Raw genomic sequence first — 17,884 nt, forward strand, 5'->3', positions numbered from 1 at the left:
CGCCCCGTCGCGCAGTTGTGGCATCCCGGACACAGCAAAAGGGGCACTTTCACGTGAAAGTGCCCCTTTTGACCGTGAACCTAGGGGGCGGTCCAGCCGCGCTGGTCGCCACCGGAGCGGGACGCGCCGTTGAGCCGCATCTTCGCCGCCTCGGCCCGCTCGCGCTCGGCCAGCTCGGCGTGCAGCTCGCGCAGCAGCGCCCGGTCGCGCTCGCTCAGGCTCGGGTCGTCCAGGTCCAGCGCGGGCAGCTCGACGACCTCGTGCATCGACGGCTTGCCCGCGGCGATCTCGCGGCCCTTCTCCGGGTCCTCGGCCAGCGCCTGCCGCAGCTGCGCCACCTCGGCCGGGGTCAGGTCGGCGGTGCGCTCCGCCCGCGTCTCCGACCGCGCCTTGCGGGGCGGCTCGGCGGCGGGCGGCGAGACGATCGGCACCACCGGGGCGACCGGCTCGGGCGGCGCCGTCGTGGTGCTGCTCGACCGCATGCTGTGCCGGCTGCCCGACTCCGCGACCGGCTCCGGCGTCACCGGGGCCGGCGGCTTCGCGGGCTCCGACCGGTACGACGACGAGCTCGACGTCGTGCTCCCGGTCACCCAGGCCGGCGACGCCGCGGCCGACGCGGCCTGGTGGTACTCGGAGTGCGCGACACCCGGACCGCTGACCTCGACGACCGAGTGGATCCCGGCCCGGCGCAGCGCCGTGTCGACGCGGAACGCGACGGCCGGCGGGTTGCCCTCCGGCCCCAGCTCGACGAGCACCACGCGCTGCGGCAGCGCGCCCGGCACGCTGCCGGCCGGGGTGTTGCGCCACACCGCGTGCACCGAGCGGACGTCCGGCAGCACCTGCAGGGTCCGGTCGAGCGCCTCGGCGATGCCGAACTCCGGGGCGTTGTCGCCGCTGAACCGGTGCGTGTTGACCGGCTCGGTCTCGTCGACCAGCAGATCGTTCGCCAGCGTCGCGTCCGAGCGGCTCATCTCGAGGACCAGCGCCAGTTCGCGCTGCTCGGCGGAGCTGACCGGGATCCGGCCCGCGATGAGCGTGCCGGTGGTCAGCTCGACCGCCTCGTCGATGTGGGCCCGGGCGATCAGCTCACGCGCTTCGGTGAGCGCGCTGTCGTCGATCCGGCCCGCCAGGGCCAGCAACAGGTTGTGCAGGCGCAGGGGCACCGAGAACCCGTCCATGGGCGGGCCGTCGTGGACCTCCACCATTGCCTTGCTCCCTCCCAGCTCGCTGGCGGGCGAGCGTTATGCGGCTACGAGCCGGGACCCCGCCACGGCGCCCACGCAGACCAGCTCTGAGTCGGCCAGCGCGGCCCGGTGGTACCCCGGCAGGTCGAAGCGCGGCGGGATGACCTCGACGCTGGGCTCTTCGTCGCCCAGGACCCGCAGCACCCGCTGCAGTTCGCCGGTCAACCTCGGCAGCCCCGCCTGCGCGGTGATCAGCAGGACGCGCTTGGCGGTGCCCTGCCCGACCACACCGACGTGTCGCCAGCTCTGCCGCACTTCCCCCACGTCCGGGCGCCCTCGCAACGTTGCGTGGATCAACACGGACACGGAGTCGACCGAGTTAACCCATTCGGGCGCACTCGACGTGAATGTGTACCGGTTCTCGGAGACGTCGTCTACCCCCAGCGTCGAACTGACCTGGTGCCAGTCGGCGCCGTGCGGGATGAGACCGGCCACGAGCAGCCGGTACTCCGTTTGGTCGAGGTCGATCCTGTGCTTAAGCAAAGACCTCGGCAGGGTCCGGGCGAGGGTGCCCATGGCGCCCTCGCCGAGCCAGTCGCGGAACCGCCACAGCAGCTGGTCGGGCAGCCGCCCGGCCAGCCGGATCAGCAGCTCGTGGGTGGACTGCTCGATGTCCGGGTCCATCACTGCACCTCCACGATCAGTTCGACCTCCACCGGCGAGCCGATGGGCAGCTCCGCGACGCCGACGGCCGAGCGGGCGTGGATGCCCGCGTCGCCGAAGACCTCGCCGAGCAGTTCGGACGCGCCGTTGACGACCGCCGGCTGGCCGGTGAAGCCCTCCGCGGAAGCCACGAAGCCGACAACCTTGACGATCCGCGCGACGTTGTCAATGCCGACCAGGGCGTGCACGGCCGCGAGCGCGTTGAGCGCGGAGGTGCGGGCGTGCCCCTTCGCCTCTTCGGGGCTGATCTCCGCGCCGACCTTGCCGGTCGCGGCGAGCACGCCGTCGACGAAGGGCAGCTGGCCGGAGGTGTAGACGTGCTTGCCGCTCTGGACGGCGGGCACGTACGCGGCCAGCGGGGCCGCGACGCCGGGGAGCTCGATGCCGAGCTCCTTCAGCCGTTCGCTCCAGGTCACCGGTCAGCCCTTCGGACGCTTCAGGTAGGCGACGTGCTGCTCGCCGCTCGGGTTCGGCAGCACGGTGACCAGCTCCCAGCCGTCCTCGCCCCACTGGTCGAGGATCTGCTTCGTGGCGTGGATCAGCAGAGGGACGGTGGCGTACTCCCACTTGGTGGCGCTCATGAACCGGGAGCGTAGCCAAGCGGGCAAGAGCGGCGGGGACGGCCGCCGGAAAACGGGCCGCGACGCGCCGAGGTGTGTCCCATCTCACGCCCGGCACGGTCTGGCCGGGCGTCGCTAGCGTGGGCGCGTGGAAACGTGGCGGGTGATCGCGACGGCGCTGCTCGCGGCGGCCGGGCTGCCGCTGGTGCTCGTCGTGATGGCGAAGGTGCGTGACCGGACGCAGAGCTCCGGCAACGTCGCGCTCGGCGGGGTCGTCACCTTCACCTTCCTGGTCGTGGTGGGCGTGCTCACCCTGACCGTGCTGCCCGGGACCGTGAGCTGGGCGTTCGTCGCTGTCGTGGCGGCTGCGGTCAGCGTCATGCTGCTGGCCGGTTGAGCGCTGAATTAGGGTGAAGAAGTGACCGCTTCCCACGCCGGCTGGACCGACGAGCTTGCCCGCGCCCGGCTGCACTTCGTCACCGGCAAGGGCGGGACCGGGAAGACGACGCTCGCCGCCGCGCTCGGCCTGGCGCTCGCCCGCGAAGGCCGCCGGGTGCTGCTCATCGAGGTCGAAGGCCGGCAGGGCATCGCCCAGCTCTTCGACACCGAGCCGCTGCCCTACGCCGAGCAGCGCATCGCCGCCGTCCCGGGCGGCGGGGAGCTGCGCGCGCTGCACATCGACGTCGAAGCCGCGCTGCTCGAATACTTCGAAATGTTCTACAACCTCGGCTTCGCCGGCCGGACGCTGCGGCGGATGGGCGCGATCGAGTTCGCCACCACCCTGGCCCCTGGCCTGCGGGACGTCCTGCTCACCGGGAAGATCAAGGAGTGCGTCGGCCGGACCGAGTCCGACGGGCGGCACACCTACGACGCCGTCGTCGTCGACTCGCCGCCGACCGGCCGGGTCGTCAAGTTCCTCGACGTCACCAAGGCGCTGACCGACCTCGCGAAGACCGGCCCGATCCGCGGCCAGGCCGACGGCGTCGTCCGCCTGCTGCACTCCGGCGAGACCGCCGTGCACCTGGCCACGCTGCTGGAAGAGATGCCGGTGCGCGAGACCGTCGAGGCCGTGGCCGAGCTGGACGGCGCCGACCTGCGCCCGGGCGCGGTGCTGGTCAACCGGGTCCGGCCGGAGCGGCTGCCCGCCCGCTCGATCACCGCGGCCGCGGACGGGCGCGTCGACGCCTCCCGCGTCCGCACCGGGCTCGCTTCGGCCGGGCTGAAACTGCCGGAAGACACGTTGGACGCGCTCGTGGAAGAAACGGTCGAACACGCCGTGCGGGTCGCCGCCGAGCAGCGGGCCCGCGAGCAGCTCGCCGAGGCCGACCTGCCGACCCTCGAACTGCCGGACGTGACCGACGGCATCGACGTCGCCGCCCTCTACGAGCTGGCGGAAGCCCTGACCGACCAGGGGGTGCGGTTGTGACCACGATCGACATCGACGCCCTGCTCGACGCCCCGGAGAGCCGCGTGATCGTCTGCTGCGGCTCCGGCGGCGTCGGGAAGACGACCACGGCCGCGGCGCTGGCCCTGCGCGCGGCCGAGCGCGGCCGCCAGACCGTGGTGCTGACCATCGACCCCGCCCGGCGGCTGGCCCAGGCGCTCGGCCTGCGCGAACTCGGCAACCACCCGAAGCAGGTGCAGGTCGAGGGGTTCGAGCCCAAGGGCGAGCTCTGGGCGATGATGCTCGACATGCGCCGCACCTTCGACGACATGGTGCGCGTGCACGCCGGGCCGGAACGCGCCGAGCAGCTGCTCCAGAACCCCTTCTACCAGACGATTTCCACGTCGTTCTCCGGCACGCAGGAGTACATGGCGATGGAGAAGCTGGGCCAGCTCGCCGCCACCGGCGAGTGGGACCTGATCATCGTCGACACCCCGCCGAGCCGGTCCGCGCTGGACTTCCTCGACGCGCCGACCCGGCTGTCGAGCGCGCTGGACGGCCGGATGATCCGGCTGCTCACCGCGCCGGCGAAGGCCGGCGGCTGGGGCCTGCGCAAGGTGGTCAACGCCGGGTTCTCGATGTTCGCCAAGGCCGTGTCGACGATCATCGGCGGCCAGCTGCTGACCGACGCGTCGGCGTTCATGCAGGCCTTCGACAGCATGTTCGGCGGCTTCCGCGAGCGCGCCCGCAAGACGGCTGAGCTGCTGCGCTCGTCCGGGACGTCGTTCCTGGTCGTCGCCGCGCCGGAGCCGGACGCGCTGCGCGAGGCGTCTTACTTCGTGGAGCGGCTGTCGGCCGAGTCGATGCCGCTGGCCGGGCTGATCGCGAACCGGACGCACCCGGTGCTCGCGAAGCTGTCCGGCTCGGAGGCGCTGGCCGCGGCCGAGTCGCTGGAGGAGGGCGACACGAACGCGCCGCTGGCCGAGGCCGTGCTGCGCCTGCACGCCGACCGCGTCGAACTGGCGGCGCGCGAAGAGCGGCTGCTGGCCCGGTTCACCAGGGCGCACCCGGAAGTGGCACTGGCGAAGGTGCCGGCACTGGCCGGCGACGTCCACGACCTCGACGGCCTGCGCGACATCGGCGTGAAGCTCGCCGGCTGACCCCGCCGCATGCAGTGAATGACTCATTCCTGGCGTCGGATGCCAGGAATGAGTCATTCACTGCGTCTGTGCGGCAGGACGCTCAGCCGACGGAGACGCGTTCCTCCGCGTCCCGCTTGGCGGCTTCGAGCAGCTCCGCCCAGCTCACCACGTCGGGGCGGCGGCGCAGCAGCGCCCGCCGCTCCCGTTCGGTCATGCCTCCCCACACGCCGAAGTTGATCCGGCCGTCGAGTGCTTCGGCGAGGCATTCCGTCCGGACCGGGCAGCCCATGCAGACCGCCTTGGCCCGGTTCTGCTCCGCGCCCCGGACGAACAGGCCGTCCGGATCGGCGTCCCGGCAGGACGCGTTGATTCGCCAGCTCGACTGGTTGGTTTCCATACCCCCAGCTCCCTACCCTGGTGATCGACGCACCAGCGGGGAAAGGCACTGCGCGCCCTGCCCCCGCGAGCGTGTCTCCCTCAGCTCACGTCGGTTACCCGGGCACCTCCCCGGTGCCGGTGCCGCCGAACGGAGCAGGCGAGCTCCCACTCGCGTTGATCCATCCGACGGCTTTTCTTCGTGAGACGTTGACGGACTGTAGGGGCCCTCGGTTCCCCCCGTCGAGACCCAGAATGCCTTCCGTTACCAGATGTCACCGAAGGGGGGCTGTTTTGTCACTGAATCCACACCTGTGGAGACACGGCGTCACCGGCGCCTGAGCCGTTCCGGGTAGCCTGGCCCTCGTGCGAAAAGCGGATGGTTTGTTCAAGCTCATCGGCCTCTGTCTGCTCGCGGGGGTGCTCGTCGCCGGCATGCTCTTCCCCGTCGTGGGGGCCGCCGGCGTCATGTCGAACCAGGCCAGCGAGACGGTGGAGAAGACCTCCTCCGACCTCGCGGACATCCCACCGCCCCTGGTGACGACGGTCACCGACAACACCGGCAAGCCGATCGCGACCCTGTACAACCAGTACCGGCTGCCGATCAACGAGAACCAGGTCAACGAGGCCATGAAATGGGCGCTGGTCTCGGTCGAGGACAAGCGGTTCTACGAGCACCACGGCGTCGACTGGCAGGGCACGCTGCGCGCGGCCGTCAGCAACAGCACCGGTGCCGACACCCAGGGCGCCTCGACGCTGACCCAGCAGTACGTGAAGAACTACCTGATCAACGTGGTCTACCGAACCGACCAGGTCGGCCAGAAGAAGGCCCAGGAGCAGTCGATCGCCCGCAAGCTCAAGGAAGCGCGGATCGCGATCCAGCTCGAGACGAAGCTGACCAAGCAGCAGATCCTGGCCGGTTACCTCAACATCGTCGAGTTCTCCCGGCAGATCTTCGGGATCGGCGCGGCGGCGCACGCGTACTTCGACACGACCCCGGAGAAGCTCACCGTGCCGCAGGCCGCGCTGCTGGCCGGCCTGGTGAACAACCCGATCAACAACGACCCGTGGAACCACCCGGACAAGGCCACCGCGCGCCGCAACCTGGTGCTCGACCGGATGGTCGACAACAAGAAGCTGGCCAAGGCCGACGCGGACCGCTTCAAGGCCGAGCCGCTGGGCGTGGTCCCGGACTCCCCGAAGAAGCCGCCGGCCAACTGCATCGGCGCGGGCCCGGAGGCCGGCTTCTTCTGCCAGTACGTCGAGGACTACCTCCTCAAGGCCGGCGGGATGACCAAGGACCAGCTCTACACCGGCGGCTACACGATCAAGAGCACGCTGGACGAGCGCGCCAACCACGAGGCGAAGGTCTCGGCGGAGGCGCAGGTCAAAAAGACGCAGCAGTACGTGGCGAACACGTTGTCGCTGGTCAAGCCGGGTAAGGACCGGCACGAAGTGGTCGCGTTGGCGGCGAACCGGGACTACGGCCAGAACCAGGACGAGGGCCAGACGACGTACGCGCTGCCTGCGGGTGTCTACAACACCGGTGGTGCGGGGTCGACGTACAAGATCTTCACCAGTGCGGCCGTCCTCGACAAGGGGCTGGCGGGCATCTACTCGCCAGTGGACCTGCCGGAGACCTACACCTCGCACGTGTTCACGACCGGCAAGGGCGGGTGCAGCACCACGCCGACGGGCAAGCCCAACACCTACTGGTACTGCGTCGGCAACGCGGCCGACTACAGCAAGACCGCCGCGAATGCGACGCTCCAGACCGCACTGGCGACCTCTCCGAACACCACGTTCGTGGAACTCGAGGACCGGCTCGGCAGCACCGGTCCGGCCATCGACATGGCCAAGCGGCTCGGCATGCGCGAAACGATGGCCAGCAACATCGGGGGCGGGCCGGTCGACCCGAAGGCGGAGCGGGACGAGAAGCGCCTGAGCCAGGCCGAGTTCTACGGCCCCCGAGGCAACAGTCCCGGCCTCGGCGCCTTCACCCTGGGCTTCAGCCCGCTGAGCGGCCTGGAGCTGGGCAACGTCGCGGCGACCATCCTCTCCGGCGGCGTCTGGTGCCCGCCGACGCCGATCGCCGGGGTGACCGACCGCAACGGGAACCCGGTGCCGGTCAAGGAAGCCCCGTGCGAGCAGGCGGTGCCCGAGGGCCTGGCGAACACCCTCGCCGTCGGGATGAGCAAGGACGACCAGCCGGGCGGCACGTCGTTCGCCGCGGCCAACGGCGTCGGCTGGGACCGCCCGATGATCGGCAAGACGGGCACGACGCAGGGCAACGTCTCGGCCACGTTCGTCGGCGGCACGCCCCAGCTGGCGGGCGCGGCGATGACGTTCAAGTTCGGCGGCGGCCAGGGCGGTATCTGCGACGCGGGTCCCGGCAACGTCCGCGTCTGCCCGGGCGGCGGCAACATCTTCGGTGGCAAGGCCCCGGCCCGGACCTGGTTCGGCGCGATGAAGAACATCATGGACGCCAGCCAGCCGAGGATGGAGCTTCCCGCTCCGGACCCGAAGTACACGGGCGGCGGCCCCCGCTAGGCAGCTGCTCTCCAGCACCGGCGGTCGTGAGTGGTAGGGCGGGTTGGAACCCGCCTTACCACTCACGAGGGGCTACGCGGTCAGCTGCTTCCCATGTCCACCAGGATCAGCGAGTTCCACCACGCGTAGAGCTTGTCGAGATCGTCGTTCGTGGTGACCTTCGTGGACAGCAGAATGCCCGCCACCAGGTTCTTCTTCTCCGTCCACACCAGCTGGGCCGGGTCGCCCAGGAAGCAGGTCAGGTACTCGCCCGGGACCGGGTTGGGCACCTCCGCCCGGTAGTACGTGCCCCAGATCTTGGGGTACTTCTTGGGGCGGCACGCACCTTGGGCGTCGTTGCGGGTGAGGCCCTGCGTCTTCACGATGTCCTGGAAGAACGCGTCCATCGCCGCGGCATCGGCGAAGCGGAGGAACCGCGCGCCGGTCGGTTCCGGGAACCAGACGTTGCCGATCTTGACGTCACCGACGGCCGAGGCGCCGCACTCGACCGCCGCGGCCGTCCCGGCGGGGGCCGCCGCGTCGGTGCACGTCCGGTAGATCGGCGGCAGGGCGGCGTGCAGCTTTTCGTCGCGCAGCGGCTTCGATTCCGAAGTGGACGGTCGCTCGTCCGAAGTGGCCGGTGACGGCGGCGTCGACGGCGTGGGAGATTCGCTGGTGCTCGGCGGGTTCGTCGGGCCCGGCCCCGCGGTCTGGGTCGTTCTGTCCCGCGTCACGACGTAGGTGACCACCAGCGCCACCACGACGATCCCCGCCAGTGCGGCGCACAGCGCGATCCACCGGTTCCGCTGCGACTTCGGCGGTACGGGCGCGGCCGGGCTGACCTTGCCCGACGGCCCGGTGAACCGGATGGGCGGTGGCGGCGCGGGGTGGAAGCCGGTCGGCGGGCCGAGCGGGATCGGCCCGGACCGGGTGGGTGGCGGCGGCACCGGGCCCGGCAGCGTCTTCTGCCACGTCGGCATCGGCGGCGCCGGGGCGGTCACGGCCGCGCGGACGGCGTCGGCGAACGCTCCCGCCGTCGGGTACCGGTCCGCGGGGTCCTTCGCCATTCCGCGCGCCACCACGGCGTCCAGCGCCGGCGGGAGGCCCGGCCGCGCGCGGGAAAGCACCGGCGGTGGCGCGGTCAGGTGCGCGCCCATCTGCGCGGCCGCGCCCTCGGCCGGGAACGGGCGGTGGCCGGTGAGGCACTCGAAGAACACGCACGCCAGCGCGTAGACGTCGACGAGCCCGGTGATCGGGGCGTCGCCGAAGCGTTCCGGCGCCATGTAGTCGAGGGTGCCGATCACGTTGCCGGTGCCGGTGATCGACGTCCCCTCGGCGGTCATCGACCGCGCGATGCCGAAGTCCACCAGGTACACGAAGTCCGCACTCGTGACGAGCACGTTCGACGGCTTGACGTCGCGGTGCACCAGGCCGTCGGCGTGGGCGGCGTCGAGCGCCCCGGCGACCTGGGCCACGATCCCGGCGGCCCGCGCGGGGTCGAGCGGGCCGTCCTCGAGCAGCTCCTTCAGGTCGCGTCCTTCGACGAGCCGCATGTCGAGGTAGAGGCGGCCGTCGATCTCGCCGTAGGCGTGGATCGGGATCACGTGCGGTTCCCGCAGCCGCGCGACGATCTGCGACTCGCGGCGGAACCGCGCGCGGAAGGCCTCGTCGGTGACGAACGGCTCGGACAACAGCTTCAGCGCGACGACGCGGTCGTGCGCGGTGTCGTACGCGCGGTGGACCTCGCCCATGCCGCCGCGGCCCAGCACGCCTTCAAGCCGGTACGGCCCGAACTGCTCCATCGTTCTCCCCAAGCCCCCCGGCTTGAACACCCTTCTCCGGGCCGACGCAAATGCTATGCGGGAGGTTCCCCGTAACGGCGGCGAAGTCATCCAACTGTTGAGCACGTATCCTGGAGCTTGTGAGCACGCTCAGTAACACACGCACGTCGGGGGCGACCGCCGCGCGCCTCGCCGCGGGGACGGTGGCGCTCGGCGCCGCCACCCTCGGTTACGCCGTCGGCATCGAACGGCGCCGCTGGACCCTCCGCACCGCCGAACTGCCCGTTCTGGCCCCCGGGTCGCGGCCGTTCACCATCCTGCACGTCTCCGACCTGCACATGCTGCCCGGCCACCACAGCAAGCAGCGCTGGGTCGCCGCGCTCGACGAGCTGAACCCGGACCTCGTCGTCAACACCGGCGACAACCTCTCGCACCGGACGGCCGTCCCGGCCGTGCTGCGTGCGCTGGGCCCGCTGCTCGACCGGCCCGGCGTGTTCGTCTTCGGCAGCAACGACTACTACGCGCCCAAGCCGAAGAACCCGGCCCGCTACCTGATGCCGCAGGGCAAGAAGAAGCGCATCCACGGCGTCCAGCTGCCGTGGCGCGACCTGCGCGCGGCGTTCGTCGAGCACGGCTGGACCGACCTGACGCACGTGCGCCGCACCATCGACGTCGGCGGGCAGCGGGTGTTCGCGGCCGGCGTCGACGACCCGCACCTGCGCCGCGACCGCTACACCGACATCGCGGGCCCGGCCGACAGCGGCGCGGCCGTCCGCCTCGGCGTGACGCACTCGCCGGAGCCGCGCGTGCTGGACACGTTCGCCACGGACGGTTACGACCTGGTCCTCGCGGGCCACACCCACGGCGGCCAGCTCCGGCTCCCGGGCTACGGCGCCATCGTCACCAACTGTGACCTGGATCGCAGCCGGGCGCGGGGAGCCTCGCGGTGGGGGGCGCACATGTGGCTGCACGTCTCGGCCGGCTTGGGGACGTCGCCGTGGGCGCCCGCCCGGTTCGCGTGCCCGCCCGAGGCGAGCCTGTTGACGCTGGTCCCGCGCGGGTCGGGCACTGATGAGCCGCGAAAGGCAGCCCCCCGTAAAGCCCGCGACAGCGTCCGCTAGACTTCTCCTCGACCCGTTAAGCAGTACCTCGGGGTGTGGCGCAGCTTGGTAGCGTGCCTCGTTCGGGTCGAGGAGGTCGTGGGTTCAAATCCCGCCACCCCGACGAGTAAGAGCCGGTGTCTTCGGACACCGGCTCTTCTGGTTTTCAGGGTCTGGTCGCCGTCACCTCGACCCAGCACTGGCTGAAGTCCCCGTCGCCGCCGCGGGTCCAGACCACGGCCGAGCGGGCCGCGCTCGCCAGCTGGTCGCGGTCGCGAGCGAACGCCGGGTCCGCGATCGCCGCGTCCAGTCTCGACTCCACGTACTTCGCCAGCTCGCGGTAGCTCATGTCCTCGCGGTACTTCGCCCGCGACGCCACCTCCGTGAAGCCCGCCCGGACGCACTCCTCCGCGATGTGCCGCCCCGCGAACGGGTCACCACCCGCACGGCGGCGCAAGAGGTAGTGACCTCTCAGCGCCGCGTCGACGTTCGCCGTCTTCGGGCGCAGGCGAGCCTTGCTCCAGTCCGATGTGGACAGCGCCAGCTTTCCGCCCGGGCGCAGCACCCGGCGCAGTTCCGCCAATGCGTCGGCCGGAGAAGCCAGGTGCTCGAACAACGCGTGCGAGAACGCCACGTCCACGCTGCCGGAGGCGAACGGCAAGTCGTACGCCGACCCGACCACGAAGTCCACTGTGGACCTACCGGCGCGCCGGGCCGCCTGGCGGGCGAGGACCACCTGGCCCGCGTCGCGGTCGACACCCGCCACCCGGGCCTCCGCGGCCAGGCCCAGGGTGATCGAGCCGGGGCCGCAGCCGAGGTCGACCACCCACATGCCCGGCCGGAACAGGGGCTGGGCGAACACCGCGCGCTCCGCCGCCGTGCGCGCGGACATCATCGACACCGCGTCTGCACCGTAGCCCGGCGCGTAACCCTCCAGCACCCCGCACACAGTACGGCCAGAAGGTGGCAGGATCGAGGGGTGAGCACGCAGTCAGCCAACCAATATCCGCCCGCGGTGGTCCCGGACCGGCTGTTCGACGACGCCGAAGCCGAAGCCCGCTGGCGCGCCCGCTTCCACGCCCCGCGCATCTCCGTTCCCGAGTGGGCCCGCGACGCCCCGGAAGCCAACGTCTACGTCTCCAACGCCAGCGGCGTCTGGGAGGTCTACGCCTGGAACCGCGCGACGGACGAGCACCGCCGCGTCACCGACCGGCCCAACGGCACCCTGCACGCGACGCCGTCCCCCGACGGCGAGTGGATCTGGTGGTTCGACGACACCGACGGCGACGAGTTCGGCTCCTGGGTGCGCGAGCCGTTCGCCGCGACCGAGGGGAGCAAGCCGGAGAAGGCCGTCCCGGACGTCCACGACGGCTACCCGGCCGGCCTCGAGATCGGCACGCGGCTGGTCGCGGTCGGCGTCTCGACCGACGACGGCAGCGAGCTGTTCGCCCGGATCGGCGGCGAGACGCGCCGCTTCTACAGCCACCCGGACGACGCCGGCATCGCGTCCCTGTCCCGCGACGAGAGCCTGATCGCGATCTCGCACTCCGAGCACGGCGACTCGCGCCACCCGGCGCTGCGGGTGCTCGCGACCGACGGGTTCGGGACGGTCGCCGAGAAGTGGGACGGCGAGGGCAAGGGCCTGTCCGCCCTCGAATTCTCCCCGCTGCCGGGCGACCAGCGGCTGCTGGTGCTGCACGAGCGCCGGGGCCGCGAGGAGCTGCTCGTCTGGGACGTCCGGGCCGGCACCGAGACCGAACTCGAACTGGACCTGCCCGGCGAGGTCGTCGCCGGCTGGTACCCGGACGCGCGCGCCCTGCTCGTCGTCCACTTCCACGAAGGCCGCAGTTCGTTGTACCGCTACGACCTCGAGACGGCTGACTTGTCCTCTGTGGACACCCCGGCCGGCCGGATCGGCGGGGCGGGCGTCCGCCCGGACGGCACGGTCGAGTACTCGTGGTCCAGCGCCGCCGAGCCGGCCGCGGTGCGGGCGCGGACCACCGACGGCACCGACTCGATCCTCCTGGAGCCGCCGGGCGAGCGGGCGCCGGGGTCGGAGCCGGTGACCGACGCGTTCGTCGAAGGCGTCGGCGGGCGGATCCACGCGCTCGTCTCGCGGCCCTCGGGCGCGCCGGAAGGCCCGCTGCCCACGGTGTTCTCCCTGCACGGCGGCCCGCACGCGGCGGACGAGGACCGCTTCTCCGCTTATCGGGCGACCTGGCTCGACGCCGGGTTCGCCGTGGTCGAGGTCAACTACCGCGGCTCGACCGGCTACGGCTCGGCCTGGCGCGACGCCATCGAAGGCCGCCCCGGCCTGACCGAGCTGGAAGACGTCGCCGCGGTGCACGACTGGGCCGTCCAAACCGGACTGAGCGACCCGGCGAAGTGCGTCGTGAACGGCGCTTCCTGGGGCGGCTACCTGTCCCTGCTCGCACTCGGCACGCAGCCGTCGCGGTGGGCGGCTGGCGTCGCCGGGGTGCCGGTGGCCGACTACGTCGCCGCGTACGAGGACGAGATGGAGCAGCTGCGCTCGTTCGACCGCGCGCTCTTCGGCGGCTCGCCGGAGGACGTGCCGGCGGTGTACCGGGAGTGCTCGCCGATCACCTACGTCGACGCCGTGACGGCGCCGGTGCTCGTGCTGGCCGGCGACAACGACCCGCGCTGCCCGATCCGCCAGATCGAGAACTACCTCGACCGGCTCGGCGGCCGCGACCTGCACCACGAGTTCTACCGCTACGACGCGGGCCACGGCTCCCTGGTGATCGCCGAGACGATCAAGCAGACCGCGATCGAGGTCCACTTCGCGCTGCGGGCCCTCGGCCTGCGCTGACCCCGGACCGGCACTTTCACGTGAAAGGTCCCTCGCGAGGGGGGGGCACTTTCACGTGAAAGTGCCCTCAGCGGTCCGAGTAGAGGACGCCGCCGGACGCCCAGTGGTCGGCGCCGATCTCGACCAGCGTCACCTGGACGCCTTCGGGCTTGCCGCCACAGGTGCGGACGAAGGCGTCGGTCAGCTCGCGGACCAGAGCGCTCTTCTGGGCCGGCGTCCGGCCGGGGAACATGGCAACGCTGATCATCGGCATGGCGGCTCCTGCAGGTAGGTGACGCCCGGAAGCTAGCACCACGCCGGTATGGCGGCCGCGTACTGGGGTACCAGCCGCGCGCCCAGCGAGGCCTTCATCTCGGCCATCTTCTTGCCGAACACCACGGACGTGCGCCCGCACCCGACCGCCCAGCGCACCGCTTCGCCGTAGAAGTGGAAGTACAGGTTCGGCCGGCCGCCGTCCTCGGGCCGGAGCGCACCCCAGTGCCGGGCGATCGGCTGCTCCGGGTGGTCGAACAACGTCGCCAGGGCGATCAGCCGGCCGGTCCGCGTGTCCCGGTACTCGATCACCCCGACGTCGGGCTGGCGCAGCAGCGCCGTCAGGTAGCCGGTGAAGTGCGGGAGCGGCACGATCGGCACGTCGTGGTGCTTGCGCTCGTTCACCCGGAGCACCTCCGCGACGGCGACCGGGTCGGCGTCCTTCCCCGGCACGAACCGCACCTCGACCGACGGGTCGGCGTCGAAGGTGCGGAAGATCTTGCGCAGGTTCTGCTTCCGCTTCCGGGCCAGGGAGTTCATCCAGTCGTCGCGGGAGCCGAACTCCGCGACGTCGAGCACGGCGACGTCCTCGGTCCGCCGCACCAGCCGGAACCGGCCGGAGACGGCGTCCTGCCCCGCCGCCCCGACCTGCCGCAGCAGCAGCCCGCCGAACCCCGGCCCGAGCTCGGCCCGCATCGCCGGGACGTACGTTTCGAGCAGCCGCCGCACGCCGCCGTCGGCGTCGTCGCCGTCGAACCACCAGCCGGGTTGCGAACTCGCGCCCGGCCCGCGGACGTCGAGACCGCCCACGCGGCCCCGGCCGGCCCCCGCGAACCGGTACCGCCGGGTGCGGGCGGTGACCCACGCGGCGCTGACCACCCCGCACGGCCGGTCCCCGTCCCGGAACACCGTGATCGGCTGCGGGGTCCGCGCGGCCCAGGCCTGCGTGGCCAGCACCTCCCAGCTCCAGTCGGCCCGGAGCCCGGCCCGCTCGCGCAACGCCGTCCAGTACCCGGGTTCCGGGTCGTGGCGCGGGTCGAGGACGTCGATCATCGGCCCAGCACCGGCCGGGGCACGGCCACCGAGAACAGGCTCCGCGTGCCGAAGCCCAGCGCGGACTTCTCGGGCAGCATGGCCCGGCCCGCGGTCAGCTCCGGCCTGCGCGCGGCGATCATGTGGGCCACGCACTTCGCGTAACAGTCGACATAGAGACCCTTCCGGCCGCCGGCCGCGCTCGGCAGCGCGGCCCAGTGGTGGACCGCGCAGCCGCTCTCCTGGTCGATCATCGTGTTGAAGCCGAGCAGCCGGCCGTCGCCGTCGCGGTAGGTGCGGGTCAGCACGTCCGGCCGCCGGACGAGCGCGTCGAGGTACCCGGACGCGATCGGGCTGCGGGTGTCCAGGTGCAGCCCGCCGACGCGCGAGCGCTGCCCGCCCGCCCACGCGCGTTCGTCCTGCCGGGCGCGGTGGGCGTTGAGCAGCACCGCCAGCTCGTGCGGGTCGAGGTCGGTCCGCCCGAACGCCGCTTCGGTGGCGACGTCGGCGTGCAGGTACCGCCGGACCTCGGGGCTCAGCGACGCCTCCCACTCGGCCGGTGTGGCGTAGGTGTTGCGCAGCACGGCGGCCGGATCGATCTCGCGGCTGATCCGGCCGCGGCCCGTCAGCGCCGGCACCAGCTCCGGATTCATCGCCCGGTAGACCACCCCGAGCAGGCCGGCACCGACGTACTGCCGCAGCGCCCGTTCGAACTCGCGGATCGCCTCGCGCCGCGAAGGCGCGTCGACGTCGTCGTCGAAGACGCACGCGGGATAGCCGCTCAGCAGCGGGAGGTAGACCTCGGCCCAGCGCAGCGGGAACCGGCCACCGGACACCGGCGCGAACTCCCGCGCACCCCAGCCGCGGCACACCATCACCGACAGCGCGCCGACGACCCGGGCGCCCCGCCGGACCACCGCGAGCACCGGCGGGTTCTTCGCCAGCCACGCCTCGCGGCGCAGCAGCTCGTAGTCCCACACGGGCGGCAGGCAGCGGCTGCGGAAGGCGGCCCAGCCGTCGGGCGGCGGGTCGGTCCGCGGGTCGTGGACCGACACGGCTGTCGTCGTCGAAGCGAGCGCGGTCATCGGCCGAGCACCGGCCTCGGTGCCGCGGCCGCGTAGAGCTTGCGCGGCAGGAACCCCAGCTCCTCCTTGAGCTCGTTCATCCCGCGGCCCGCCGACAGCTCCTTCGCCCCGCGCTGCGTCATGAACCGCACCGCGCGGACGTAGGAATCGAAGTACAGCCCCGATCCCCGGCCGCGCTCGTCCAGCGGCAGCGCCGCCCAGTGCTGCAGGCACGGGCTGTCCGGGTGGTCGAGGAGGGTGTTCACCGCGAGCAGCCGGCCGCTGGGGTCGGCGTAGGTGAGCGTGTGCACGTCCGGCCGCCGGATGAACCGGTGCAGGAAGCCCGCGGACGGGACCGTGCGCGTGTCCAGCGGCAGCTTCCCGTAGCGCTCCCGGTGCGCCTTGACCAGGGCGGCGACCTCGGCGCCGTCGACGTCGTCGCGGCCGGGTCCACCGCGGACGACCAGCTCCGGGTCTTCGGCGATCCGGCGGCGCCGCCGTCGCAGGCTCGAACGCCGGGCGCTGGGCAGCGTCTTGAGCCAGTCCTCTTCGGACTGGAACCGGTTCTCCAGCACGGCCGTCGACTGCGCGGGCCGGACCAGGCGGCCGAGGCCCGCGGTGTGCCCCGCGAACTCCTCGTCGATCGCGCGGTAGAGGACGCCGAGGAGGCCGGGCCCGAGGTGGCGCCGCAGCGCCCGTTCGAACTCGCGGAGCAGCGCGGCCCGGTCGCCGGCCGGGAAACCCGGCGCGAACACGATGCCCGGGTAGCCGCTCAGCCACGGCAGGAACACCTCGGCCCAGATCGGCCGCAGCGATCGCCGTCCCGGCGCGGGCGCGAACCGCGGAGCCAGCCGCGGGTGGCAGACCAGCACGGACAGCCCGGCCACGATCTCGCCGCCGTCCCTCGCGACGGCGATCCGCTGCGGGTTGCGGGCGCCCCACGCTTCGAGGCCCAGCAGCTCGTAGTCCCACACCGGGTGCAGCCGCGCGGTCCGGAAGAACTCCGTCCAGCCCGCAGGTGCCGGGTCCACGCGGGGATCGTGGAACTCGAACCTCATGTCAGGACGACCGGGGTGCCGTGGCGCGGGCAGGGAGCGATCTCGCCACGCACCCCACCGGCCGGGAGGACGTCCACGAACCGCGGGGAATCCTGGCGCAGCAGGGTGAAGGCGAGCCCGCCGGCGGTGGGCCGCGCGTAGACGTGCGGCCAGTCGAGGTGCCACCGGCCGCAGTTCCCGAGTGCGCCGAGGTACCCGAGCACCGGGTCGTGCAGCACGCCGTAGGGACCGCTGTCCAGCGAGTCCAGTTCGCGGTGCGGCACGGCCTCGATCCGGTGGGCCTCGGGGACCGCGGCGGTGACCGCGGTGATGGCCTTGTCTTCGCCGACCACGAGCACGCGGTGCCCCCGGTGCAGCACGGCCGTCAGCTCGCGAAGCACCGAGGCGCCCGGCCCGTTCGGGTCCGCGACGCAGCCGCGTACCCCCTTCGGCAGGTCGGACGGCGGCCGCAGGCCGTCCGGCCCGAGCAGGACGACCAGGCTCTCCGGCCCGGGAGCCCGGGCCGTCCGCAGCACCCGGCCGAGACCGCGCGCGGGGTCGGGCCGTGGCGCGCCGCCGGCGAGCGGCACGAGGTCGACGAGTTTGTGCACAGCTTCCGCGAGGGGTGCCGCGCCGCCGTTCGTCCCGGTGCGACCGGGCACGACAACCGGGTCCTCCCGGCCGTCGAGCGCCCAGCGCTCGCGGTAGAACGGCACCGTGGCGAACGCCGACCGCACCGCCCTGACGTAGGCAGCACGCCAGACGACCCCCGCCCCCAGATTCCACATGGCCGGGAAGTCTGCGTCATCCGCCGGGTCAGCGGAAGCACTTCGCCGGCAGGAAGCCCGAATGCCGGGTGGCTCACGACTTTAGTCTGCGTCTGAACGGACT

Annotated in this window: 18 protein-coding genes and 1 tRNA gene; 7 read left to right on the plus strand and 12 right to left on the minus strand. The window is 72.3% G+C overall.

Features of this window, described 5'->3' with window-relative positions; translation table 11 throughout:
- Positions 1-80: 80 nt before the first annotated feature.
- The 4 genes from IE317_RS21300 to IE317_RS21315 are packed head-to-tail and all read right to left on the minus strand — an operon-like array spanning position 81 to position 2,488.
- Positions 81-1,205, minus strand: a complete 1,125-nt coding sequence (locus tag IE317_RS21300) for a hypothetical protein (protein WP_191312693.1) — start codon at positions 1,203-1,205, stop codon at positions 81-83.
- 36 nt (positions 1,206-1,241) lie between these two features.
- Positions 1,242-1,868 (minus strand): hypothetical protein, encoded by a 627-nt coding sequence (locus IE317_RS21305; protein WP_191312695.1) that lies wholly within the window; start codon positions 1,866-1,868, stop codon positions 1,242-1,244.
- Complete coding sequence (locus IE317_RS21310) at positions 1,868-2,323, minus strand: RidA family protein (protein ID WP_103340129.1); 456 nt, start codon at positions 2,321-2,323, stop codon at positions 1,868-1,870. The genes IE317_RS21305 and IE317_RS21310 overlap by 1 nt, the downstream gene beginning before the upstream one ends.
- Positions 2,324-2,326: 3 nt before the next feature.
- Positions 2,327-2,488 carry a DUF4177 domain-containing protein gene (locus IE317_RS21315; protein WP_003068074.1) on the minus strand — a complete coding sequence of 54 codons (162 nt, stop codon included), beginning with the start codon at positions 2,486-2,488 and terminating at the stop codon, positions 2,327-2,329.
- A gap of 127 nt (positions 2,489-2,615) precedes the next feature.
- On the opposite strand from IE317_RS21315, the gene IE317_RS21320 reads away from it, so the two are divergent.
- From IE317_RS21320 to IE317_RS21330, 3 genes are read left to right on the plus strand one after another with little or no spacing between them, the layout of a single operon-like run.
- Positions 2,616-2,864: a hypothetical protein gene (locus IE317_RS21320; RefSeq protein WP_191312697.1), complete on the plus strand. Its 249-nt coding sequence runs from the start codon at positions 2,616-2,618 to the stop codon at positions 2,862-2,864.
- Between the two features lie 21 nt (positions 2,865-2,885).
- Entirely contained in the window at positions 2,886-3,893 is a 1,008-nt protein-coding gene (locus IE317_RS21325; protein WP_191312699.1) for an ArsA-related P-loop ATPase, read from the plus strand.
- Entirely contained in the window at positions 3,890-5,011 is a 1,122-nt protein-coding gene (locus IE317_RS21330) for an ArsA family ATPase (protein ID WP_191312701.1), read from the plus strand. Before IE317_RS21325 ends, IE317_RS21330 begins: the two co-directional genes overlap by 4 nt.
- A gap of 82 nt (positions 5,012-5,093) precedes the next feature.
- On the opposite strand, the gene IE317_RS21335 is transcribed toward IE317_RS21330, so the two are convergent.
- Entirely contained in the window at positions 5,094-5,390 is a 297-nt protein-coding gene (locus IE317_RS21335; protein ID WP_103340124.1) for a WhiB family transcriptional regulator, read from the minus strand.
- 344 nt (positions 5,391-5,734) lie between these two features.
- Here IE317_RS21335 and IE317_RS21340 point away from each other — a divergent pair, with 344 nt between their 5' ends.
- Positions 5,735-7,918 carry a transglycosylase domain-containing protein gene (locus IE317_RS21340; protein WP_229902827.1) on the plus strand — a complete coding sequence of 728 codons (2,184 nt, stop codon included), beginning with the start codon at positions 5,735-5,737 and terminating at the stop codon, positions 7,916-7,918.
- An 80-nt stretch (positions 7,919-7,998) separates the two neighbouring features.
- Here IE317_RS21340 and IE317_RS21345 read toward each other — a convergent pair whose 3' ends face one another.
- Positions 7,999-9,699, minus strand: coding sequence for a serine/threonine-protein kinase (locus IE317_RS21345; protein WP_191312703.1), 1,701 nt, complete (start codon positions 9,697-9,699; stop codon positions 7,999-8,001).
- A 119-nt stretch (positions 9,700-9,818) separates the two neighbouring features.
- Here IE317_RS21345 and IE317_RS21350 point away from each other — a divergent pair, with 119 nt between their 5' ends.
- Together IE317_RS21350 and IE317_RS21355 are read left to right on the plus strand one after the other, a co-directional pair.
- Positions 9,819-10,799, plus strand: a complete 981-nt coding sequence (locus tag IE317_RS21350) for a metallophosphoesterase (RefSeq protein WP_191312705.1) — start codon at positions 9,819-9,821, stop codon at positions 10,797-10,799.
- A 29-nt stretch (positions 10,800-10,828) separates the two neighbouring features.
- Positions 10,829-10,902, plus strand: a tRNA-Pro gene (locus tag IE317_RS21355).
- A gap of 42 nt (positions 10,903-10,944) precedes the next feature.
- On the opposite strand, the gene IE317_RS21360 is transcribed toward IE317_RS21355, so the two are convergent.
- The gene (locus IE317_RS21360) at positions 10,945-11,718 is read right to left on the minus strand and encodes a methyltransferase domain-containing protein (RefSeq protein ID WP_191312707.1); all 774 of its coding nucleotides are present in this window, start codon (positions 11,716-11,718) and stop codon (positions 10,945-10,947) included.
- 39 nt (positions 11,719-11,757) lie between these two features.
- On the opposite strand from IE317_RS21360, the gene IE317_RS21365 reads away from it, so the two are divergent.
- Complete coding sequence (locus IE317_RS21365; RefSeq protein ID WP_191312709.1) at positions 11,758-13,608, plus strand: prolyl oligopeptidase family serine peptidase; 1,851 nt, start codon at positions 11,758-11,760, stop codon at positions 13,606-13,608.
- 67 nt (positions 13,609-13,675) lie between these two features.
- Here the strand turns inward: IE317_RS21365 and IE317_RS21370 are convergent, their stop codons facing one another.
- The 5 genes from IE317_RS21370 to IE317_RS21390 are packed head-to-tail and all read right to left on the minus strand — an operon-like array spanning position 13,676 to position 17,730.
- Positions 13,676-13,861 carry a tautomerase family protein gene (locus IE317_RS21370; protein ID WP_191312711.1) on the minus strand — a complete coding sequence of 62 codons (186 nt, stop codon included), beginning with the start codon at positions 13,859-13,861 and terminating at the stop codon, positions 13,676-13,678.
- Positions 13,862-13,893: 32 nt separating this feature from the next.
- Positions 13,894-14,913, minus strand: coding sequence for a GNAT family N-acetyltransferase (locus IE317_RS21375; protein ID WP_191312713.1), 1,020 nt, complete (start codon positions 14,911-14,913; stop codon positions 13,894-13,896).
- Positions 14,910-15,977, minus strand: coding sequence for a hypothetical protein (locus IE317_RS21380; RefSeq protein ID WP_229902828.1), 1,068 nt, complete (start codon positions 15,975-15,977; stop codon positions 14,910-14,912). Before IE317_RS21380 ends, IE317_RS21375 begins: the two co-directional genes overlap by 4 nt.
- A complete protein-coding gene (locus tag IE317_RS21385; protein WP_191312715.1) occupies positions 15,974-17,014 on the minus strand; it encodes a GNAT family N-acetyltransferase in 1,041 nt (346 codons plus the stop codon). The genes IE317_RS21380 and IE317_RS21385 overlap by 4 nt, the downstream gene beginning before the upstream one ends.
- Positions 17,011-17,730: a hypothetical protein gene (locus IE317_RS21390; protein WP_191312822.1), complete on the minus strand. Its 720-nt coding sequence runs from the start codon at positions 17,728-17,730 to the stop codon at positions 17,011-17,013. The genes IE317_RS21385 and IE317_RS21390 overlap by 4 nt, the downstream gene beginning before the upstream one ends.
- Positions 17,731-17,884: the final 154 nt, after the last annotated feature.

Source organism: Amycolatopsis bullii (assembly GCF_014654205.1).
GTDB classification, from domain to species: Bacteria; Actinomycetota; Actinomycetes; order Mycobacteriales; family Pseudonocardiaceae; genus Amycolatopsis; species Amycolatopsis plumensis.